We start from the raw sequence: 5,010 nt of genomic DNA, 5'->3' as shown, positions 1-5,010 counted from the left end.
GCCCGGCGGAGGCGAAGCGCCGGCCTCCGCCCCAGTGACGGCGCCGCGAAGCACGCGCGGCGCCTACGGCACACAGGACCCCTTCAAAGCCGTCATCTATGACGCCACCGGGGTCCTGAGCGGGTTCGAGCTGCAGGCCGAGCTCGAGAAGAGAGGCTGCGTGCCGGAAATGAGCGATGAGCGGCATGTGGTGCTGCTCTTTAGCCTCGGCTCCAGGGTAGAAGATGCCGAGCGGCTGCTTGCGGCGCTGCGGGAGATTGACAGGGACTGCCCTACGGGGCAGGTCCCCGACGCTTCCACCCATGTTTCCACGTGGAACATTTTTGGCAGCAGCCTCATCTCCGAGCCGGTGCAGTTCTCCTTAAAGCCTGTTCGCGAGGCGGAAACGGAATGGGTCGAGCTTGGGATGAGCGAAGGCAGAGTGGCGGCCGAGATGGTGGTTCCTTATCCGCCGGGCATACCGCTGCTGTATCCGGGCGAGGTGATTACCGAGGAAATAAGCCGCAGGTTGCATAGGCTGACGGGGGCAGGGGCAAGGTTCCAGGCAGCGTCGGACCCGACTTTACGGGTAATAAAAGTATATTCCATTCAAGAAAAGATATAAAACAACTCCACAATGAAAAGATATGGCTGTGAAATCTGTTCAGGCGCTTTGCGTGGACCCCAAAGAACGACTTAATTTTGTATGAAAGAAAGGCGGAGAAGCGCAATTGGGCCGGAAAGGATTTTTTATTACGCTTGAAGGCGGAGAAGGATCAGGAAAAACGACGATTACGGGCAGGCTGGCCGCTTATCTGCAGAACCGTTCCCTTCCCTATTTGATTACCCGCGAGCCGGGCGGCATTGAAATCGCCGAGAAGATCCGCTCCATCATATTGGACCCTGCTCATACAGCGATGGATGCGCGTACCGAGGCGCTGCTGTATGCGGCGTCAAGAAGCCAGCATTTGGCGGAAAGAGTGGAGCCTGCGCTGAAAGAAGGGCTTATCGTGCTGTGCGACCGCTTTGTGGACAGCAGCCTTGTCTACCAGGGCTACGCCAGGGGGCTAGGTATGGAGGAGGTACGGGCGATCAACCAGTTTGCCACCGGCGGACGAACGCCGGACCTTACCTTTTATCTCGATATTGAGCCGGAGGTGGGGCTTGGGAGGATTTCGGCGAACGGAGAACGGGAGTTCAACCGGCTTGATATGGAGAGCCTTGCTTTTCATCGGAAGGTAAGAGAAGGGTATCAGATGATCGCACAAGCAGACCCGGCACGAATTGTGACGCTGGATGCCAATCGTCCGCTGCATGTCATCGAGCGGGAGCTTGTGAGCACACTTGAGCATAAGCTGTTAAAGGACTTCTGAGGAGCTTTGTCTAATATAATGTATTAAAGCAGCCGTTTTGCCTGTTAACCATAACGCAAGGAGGAGATGTAAAGATGAAACTGATTGTTGCAATTATCCAAGACAAGGACAGCAACCGTCTGTCCAGTGAACTGGTCAAAGCCAATTTCCGCGCAACCAAGCTGGCGAGCACGGGTGGATTTTTGCGGGCGGGAAACACCACCTTTATGATCGGGGTGGAAGACAGTCAGGTTGAAACCGTACTCGGCGTTATCCGCAACAGCTGCAAGGTGCGCGAACAACTGGTTACACCCGTAACCCCGATGAGCGGCACCACGGACTCCTATCTGCCGCTTCCAGTCGAGGTTCAAGTGGGCGGAGCAACCGTGTTCGTGCTGCCGGTTGACCGGTTTGAGCATTATTAAGAAGCAGAGGGAAATGGCCGGACCGTCGCTTGAAGGCGGCGGCCGTTTCCGTGAAACGATAACGATGGATTAGAACAGTAAAGAAAGGCGGTGAGCGCCCGATGAAGATCAATCCGAACTTCAGGCCTTTGAAAAATGAGCTGCCTCCAAGCGAGAATATGAATAAGCCGGTATCGCGAAAAATGTTCTCCGATGTGCTTCAGCAGCATGGCGAGCAGGCGACACGGGATGAGATAACCCGCCGAATTCAGGAGATTCAAGTCCAGGGGGAACGCCTCTCCAAATCCATGACGATACGCGAGTTGACGATTTACCGGGTAATGGTCAAGAAATTTCTGGAGGAAACGGCGCGCCGCGGCGTAGCGCTCAAAGAAACAAAGGGCTGGGACCGGAGAGGGCGCGGCAAAAGGTACAAGCTGCTGGAGGAAATCGACACCGCGCTGCTGGGCCTTGCGGACGAACTGCTGGAGAGCGAGCAGGGGCGAATTGATCTGCTGAGCAAGGTTGGGGAAATCCGCGGGATGCTGATTAATCTTTCTTTTTGATGGCTATAGGAGGAACTTATGCCTTTTGGTGATATATTGGGACAGACAACCGCCAAGCGTATTTTGCAAAATTCGCTGCGCAAGGGTACGCTGGGTCATGCGTACTTGTTCAGCGGCCCGGCGGGCAGCGGCCAGATGAAGACGGCGCTTGCGCTCGCTCAAGCGATTTTTTGTACAACACTCCAGGATGACGCCTGCGGTGAATGTCTGGAATGCCGCAAGGTCGAGCATGGCAACCATCCGGATCTTAAAATACTGTCGCCGGAAGGCAGCAGCATCAAAATCGACCAGATCCGCGACTTGCAGCGGGTCTTCTCCTATCGGGCGGAGGGAGGCAATCCCAAAGTATACATTATAGACGAAGCGGGAAAAATGACCGTTCAGGCGGCCAACAGCCTGCTTAAGTTTCTGGAAGAGCCTCCCGTGCCCGCAGTAGCTATTCTTATTGCAGATAACAACCAATCGCTGCTGCCGACCATCCAGTCGCGGACACAGCGCATCCCGTTTGCTCCGCTGTCCCCGGAGATGATGATGCAGGTGCTGTCAGACGAGGGAGTCTCCGCTCCCCTTGCTCGCTGCGCGGCCTCTTTGACCTCGGGACTGGAAGGATGTAGAGAGCTTCTGGCGCAGAATTGGTTTGCAGAAATAAGAAATCTAGTGTTACAATTAGCGAAGGAGTCTTTGGGCAAGAACGGCTCGGCGGTGGCGACCGCGGGTCACAAGCTGTTCAAGACCGGGCTTGGTGAGCATTTGGACACCTGTTTCAGTATGTTCCATCTATGGTTTAAAGACATGCTCTACTTCCTGTACCGAAAACATGAAAGCATCGTTTTTATAGATCAATTGGACTCCATTTCCAATTATGCCAGGACGCGTACTCCCTCGGAGTGGGTAGCCTATATGGATTATGCCGCCGAGAGTAAGAAGAAGCTGCGATTTAATGTCAATGCCCAGCTATGCCTGGAGCAGTTTTTGATACGTCTGGAAAGCTGAAGGATACCGATCACCCATGCTTTTTTGTACCAGCAGCCTTCAAGGGGGACGGCTGAGACCGGTATTGTTCATAATATAAGGATAAGCTATGCTTCTTGCGCTAACGGTTAAGGAAGAACAGGCATGGAACATCATGGAGCGGACTTGCTGGGGTTCCTTCACCGGCAGACAAGGAGGTTAATTTTGTTGTACAGCGTAGTCGGTGTCCGCTTCAAAAAGGCGGGTAAAATATATTATTTCGATCCTTTGGACTTTCCGATTGAACGGGAGCAATGCGTGATCGTCGAGACGGCGCGAGGGATTGAATATGGCAGGGTTGTCGTAGGCAAGAAAGAGGTTCAGGAAGCCGATGTCGTACTGCCGCTTAAGAAAGTCATGCGTATTGCCGGAGATGTGGACGCGCGCGTGGTAGAGGAGAACAAGCAGGCCGCCAAAGACGCTTTTACAACCTGCCTGAATAAAATCCGCGATCACGGCCTCAAAATGAAGCTGGTGGATGTGGAGTTTACGTTTGACCGCAACAAGATTATTTTTTACTTTACGGCTGAAGGCCGGGTTGATTTCCGGGAGCTAGTCAAGGATTTGGCCAGTATCTTCCGTACCCGCATCGAGCTTCGCCAAATCGGTGTCCGCGATGAAGCCAAGATGCTCGGCGGCCTCGGGCCATGCGGAAGAGTGCTCTGCTGCTCTTCATGGCTGGGAGATTTCGATCCGGTGTCGATCAAGATGGCCAAGGATCAGAACCTTTCGCTGAATCCGACCAAAATATCCGGACTATGCGGACGATTGATGTGCTGTCTGAAATTTGAGCATGACAATTACGAAAGCGTTAAAGAAGAGCTGCCTGCGGTAGGCAAGCTGGTAATCACTTCGCTGGGTGAAGGCAAGGTGGTCGGCTTGAATGCAGGGAGCCGCTCGGTGCATGTCCAGTTGTTTGATATGGGCAAAGTAAAAGAACTTCCAATGGATGATGTTGTCGTCAAGTAGACCATTAAGGTTACTTTCGGGGTGGAAACTTGGAAAAGAAAAATATATTCGCACACATTCAGGAGATCGAAGCGCAAATGGAAACGATGCGCCTTAATCTTGGAGATTGGAAGCAGGCGGTTAAGGAATTGATGGAAGCGAACCAGCGCCTGACGCTGGAAAATGAGCAGCTGCGCAAGATTTTGAAGAAAAAAGCTCCGCGAGGTTCTTCTTCGGAGAACCGGAATCCCGAGAAGCTCCCCGCTCAAAGCGAGAGCGGCCAGGATGAGGTTGTCGGCGAGGGCTATGATAATCTGGCACGGTTGTATCATGAGGGCTTTCACATTTGCAACGTGAATTTTGGACATCTTCGTACAGAAGGTGACTGTCTGTTCTGCCTGTCTTTCCTCAATAAATAAGAATATTCAGCCGTAGGAGTACGCTGCCTACGGTTTTTTTGAATTTTGAAATAGGAGACGAATTATGAGCCGTTTGAATGAGGTTCCGCTGCTTCCTTCGGAGCGTGTGGACGATCTGCTTACGCATAATCTGCATATTATCCAGAGCGATGAGGTATTCAGCTTCTCCATGGATGCCGTTCTGCTGGCCCGATTCGCTTCCGTGCCTCCGCGCGGCCGGCTGCTGGATTTATGTACGGGGAATGGAGTGATTCCGCTGCTGTTGACGACCCGCACCGCTGCGGTTATTGAGGGAATCGAAATCCAGCCCCGCCTGGCCGATATGGCCCGC

7 protein-coding genes and 1 pseudogene are annotated in these 5,010 nt (G+C 53.3%); all 8 read left to right on the top strand.

Going from position 1 to position 5,010, the window contains the following annotated elements; all coding sequences use genetic code 11:
• Positions 1–604: Orn/Lys/Arg family decarboxylase (locus L692_RS0112315; protein WP_025700257.1), on the top strand; the 604-nt coding region annotated here is incomplete at its 5' end.
• A 106-nt stretch (positions 605–710) separates the two neighbouring features.
• The gene (gene tmk / locus L692_RS0112310; RefSeq protein ID WP_025700255.1) at positions 711–1,352 is read left to right on the top strand and encodes a dTMP kinase; all 642 of its coding nucleotides are present in this window, start codon (positions 711–713) and stop codon (positions 1,350–1,352) included.
• Positions 1,353–1,426: 74 nt separating this feature from the next.
• A complete protein-coding gene (locus L692_RS0112305) occupies positions 1,427–1,756 on the top strand; it encodes a cyclic-di-AMP receptor (RefSeq protein ID WP_025700253.1) in 330 nt (109 codons plus the stop codon).
• A 101-nt stretch (positions 1,757–1,857) separates the two neighbouring features.
• Positions 1,858–2,301, top strand: a complete 444-nt coding sequence (locus tag L692_RS0112300) for a YaaR family protein (protein ID WP_025700252.1) — start codon at positions 1,858–1,860, stop codon at positions 2,299–2,301.
• A gap of 18 nt (positions 2,302–2,319) precedes the next feature.
• Entirely contained in the window at positions 2,320–3,294 is a 975-nt protein-coding gene (gene holB, locus L692_RS0112295) for a DNA polymerase III subunit delta' (protein ID WP_025700251.1), read from the top strand.
• Between the two features lie 186 nt (positions 3,295–3,480).
• Complete coding sequence (locus L692_RS0112290; protein ID WP_025700249.1) at positions 3,481–4,281, top strand: PSP1 domain-containing protein; 801 nt, start codon at positions 3,481–3,483, stop codon at positions 4,279–4,281.
• 29 nt (positions 4,282–4,310) lie between these two features.
• Entirely contained in the window at positions 4,311–4,679 is a 369-nt protein-coding gene (yabA, locus tag L692_RS0112285) for a DNA replication initiation control protein YabA (protein WP_025700247.1), read from the top strand.
• Positions 4,680–4,743: 64 nt separating this feature from the next.
• Positions 4,744–5,010 (top strand): annotated as a pseudogene (locus tag L692_RS0112280) (SAM-dependent methyltransferase); the annotation flags it as partial.

This window comes from Paenibacillus forsythiae T98 (genome assembly GCF_000520735.1).
Taxonomy (GTDB): domain Bacteria; phylum Bacillota; class Bacilli; order Paenibacillales; family Paenibacillaceae; genus Paenibacillus_AQ; species Paenibacillus_AQ forsythiae.
The sequence above is the reverse complement of the archived record's forward strand: the minus strand, read 5'-3'. Positions and strand labels throughout refer to the sequence as shown.

Excerpts from the sequence above, each read along its gene's own strand:
- L692_RS0112305 (WP_025700253.1), top strand. The coding sequence starts at position 1,427 with ATGAAACTGATTGTTGCAATTATCCAAGACAAGGACAGCAACCGTCTG.
- L692_RS0112300 (WP_025700252.1), top strand. The coding sequence starts at position 1,858 with ATGAAGATCAATCCGAACTTCAGGCCTTTGAAAAATGAGCTGCCTCCA.
- holB (WP_025700251.1), top strand. The coding sequence starts at position 2,320 with ATGCCTTTTGGTGATATATTGGGACAGACAACCGCCAAGCGTATTTTG.